We start from the raw sequence: 2091 nt of genomic DNA, 5'->3' as shown, positions 1-2091 counted from the left end.
GTCATGGTTCCCCAGTGGAACGTCACGGTAGCGCCATGCTCGCGCGCGAGGAGTTCCAGATTCAGAACATTCCAAGGCCCTTGATAGGTTGGCCATAACACCACTGATCGCGAAAGGTCCCCTCATGCTGTACGCTCCCTCGATCGACCTGCGCCCATTTCACGTATCTGATACGGCATTCTTCGCGCGCTTGGCCTCCGACGAACGGGTAACCCGCTTCATTGGGAATGGACAGCCATGGGAGCAACAAACCATCCAGGACCGCGTTACCGCAGCGCTGCGGCAAGACCCGCTCGACATGGTGGGAGCCTCCCGCTGGTATTTGGTCACAGAGGCAAATGAACCTGTCGGTATCGTGGTCTCCTCGCTCAAGGACGAGGGCGTCGAGATCGGCTACTGGGTATCGCCGGATCATTGGGGCCGCGGCATCGCCGGGGCCATGGTCGATGGAGCCCTGGCCACCATTCCCGAGGTCTACGGAACCAGGCAGCTTGTAGCCCGCGTGGACCCGGCCAACGCTGCATCTGCGACGATACTCGCCCGCCGCGGATTCCAGCTCAGGTCCAGCCACGATGAGCTTGACCTCTACACTCTGGCTTAGCGACCAGGCCAAGGCGCGAGACCAGAGCGCACCCGCACTATCACCGTCAACGTTCAAAGATTAGCCCCGTACAGCATCCCCACGGAAGGGTTTCCGTAATGCCATGTCACTTGACGACAGGCAGCGGAAGCTACGTGGTCTAGGCAAAATAGACATTCGGACACTAAGGAAGAAAACATGCACAGCACCTCAACATCAAACCCCTCCGGAGGTAAGTTAGATCCTCGCGATCGCTACCTGAAGGTTCCCCTTGTGCAGATCGACGCCTTTGCTGATGCCCTCTTCAAGGGCAACCCGGCTGCCGTCATGCCCCTGCCCCACTGGCTACCGGACGGGGTACTCCAACAAGCAGCAGAGGAAAATAACCTCTCCGAGACGGCATTCCTAGTGAAGACCCTGCCCAACGGAGTCCAGGCACCAAAGCCCGCCCATCCGGCATACCATTTGCGCTGGTTCACCCCTGCCGTCGAAGTCGATTTGTGCGGGCACGCGACCATGGCAGCGGCTTCCTACCTGTTTGACGACGAGCACCCCGAGGCCAAGGAGCTCCAGTTCTACACTCGCAGCGGCTGGCTCTCGGTCACCCGCTCCACCGACGGGCAATACACCATGGACTTCCCCTCCGAAATTCCCGTGCCGGTGGCAATTGAACCCACCTTAGCCAAGGCGCTAGGAGTCCCCGTGATTGAGGCGCTACGAGCCACCGACCTGATCTACATGGTCGAGGATGCCCAAACCGTCATCGATCTTTCCCCGGACCTCGCGGTTCTGGCCGCACTGCCGGTTCGCGGGATGATTGTCACCGCTCCGGGCACCGGAACCGAATATGATGTGGTCTCCCGCTGGTTCGGTGGTGAAGCGGGCGTCTCAGAGGACCCTGTCACCGGCTCCGCCCACTGCCAGCTCGCTCCCCTATGGGCCGAACGACTCGGCAAGAATGAAATGCTCGCACGACAGGCATCAGCCCGGGGCGGAACCGTGCGGATCAACTTCGAAGGTGAGCGCACCTTACTGACAGGTCGCTGCGTCCGCTTCATGGAAGGCACCGCCTTCCTTCCTCGCTGAACCCCATGCCTGAGGCCAGCCCTCGACGGCTGGCCTGAGGTAAGCCGCACGATTCGGGTGCCCCACCAGCAACACCCGTTCTCATACCGCTTCCTACCGCATGGTGTTTCTTGGTAGCTAGCTGAGGAGGAGCGCTTTAGCCTCCCGCTGAGAGACTGCGAGTCTCCTCGGCAATCTTGATGACACGGTCGATCACGGTACGCGTGCTAACCCGGGTTCGCGCTTCAGGCCTCGTCAGGATATCGATGTGCCGACCCAGGACAAGGCCCTTAATCGGGCGCAGCACCACATGCTCCCGAAAATATGGAATCAGGCCCGTATATCGAGGCAGCAAGCCCACCATGCGTGTCTTGGCAATAATCGCCGCCACCAAATTGAACTCATTCACACGATGCGTAATTTGGATCGGGGTGCCCGCAGTGGCA

2 protein-coding genes and 1 pseudogene are annotated in these 2091 nt (G+C 60.3%); 2 read left to right on the top strand and 1 reads right to left on the bottom strand.

Going from position 1 to position 2091, the window contains the following annotated elements; genetic code table 11:
- Window positions 1-124 precede the first annotated feature (124 nt).
- Window positions 125-601 carry a GNAT family N-acetyltransferase gene (locus RY113_RS18350; RefSeq protein ID WP_315915822.1) on the top strand — a complete coding sequence of 159 codons (477 nt, stop codon included), beginning with the start codon at window positions 125-127 and terminating at the stop codon, window positions 599-601.
- A gap of 177 nt (window positions 602-778) precedes the next feature.
- Window positions 779-1666 carry a PhzF family phenazine biosynthesis protein gene (locus RY113_RS18345; RefSeq protein ID WP_315915820.1) on the top strand — a complete coding sequence of 296 codons (888 nt, stop codon included), beginning with the start codon at window positions 779-781 and terminating at the stop codon, window positions 1664-1666.
- A gap of 136 nt (window positions 1667-1802) precedes the next feature.
- Here the strand turns inward: RY113_RS18345 and RY113_RS18340 are convergent.
- Window positions 1803-2091 (bottom strand): annotated as a pseudogene (locus RY113_RS18340) (hypothetical protein); the annotation flags it as partial.

The sequence above is a fragment of the Arthrobacter sp. lap29 genome, from assembly GCF_032458965.1.
GTDB classification, from domain to species: Bacteria; Actinomycetota; Actinomycetes; order Actinomycetales; family Micrococcaceae; genus Specibacter; species Specibacter psychrochitiniphilus.
This window is presented reverse-complemented; position numbering and strand designations above follow the sequence as displayed.

Coding starts and splice junctions, on each gene's coding strand:
- RY113_RS18350 (WP_315915822.1), top strand. CDS start 125: ATGCTGTACGCTCCCTCGATCGACCTGCGCCCATTTCACGTATCTGAT.
- RY113_RS18345 (WP_315915820.1), top strand. CDS start 779: ATGCACAGCACCTCAACATCAAACCCCTCCGGAGGTAAGTTAGATCCT.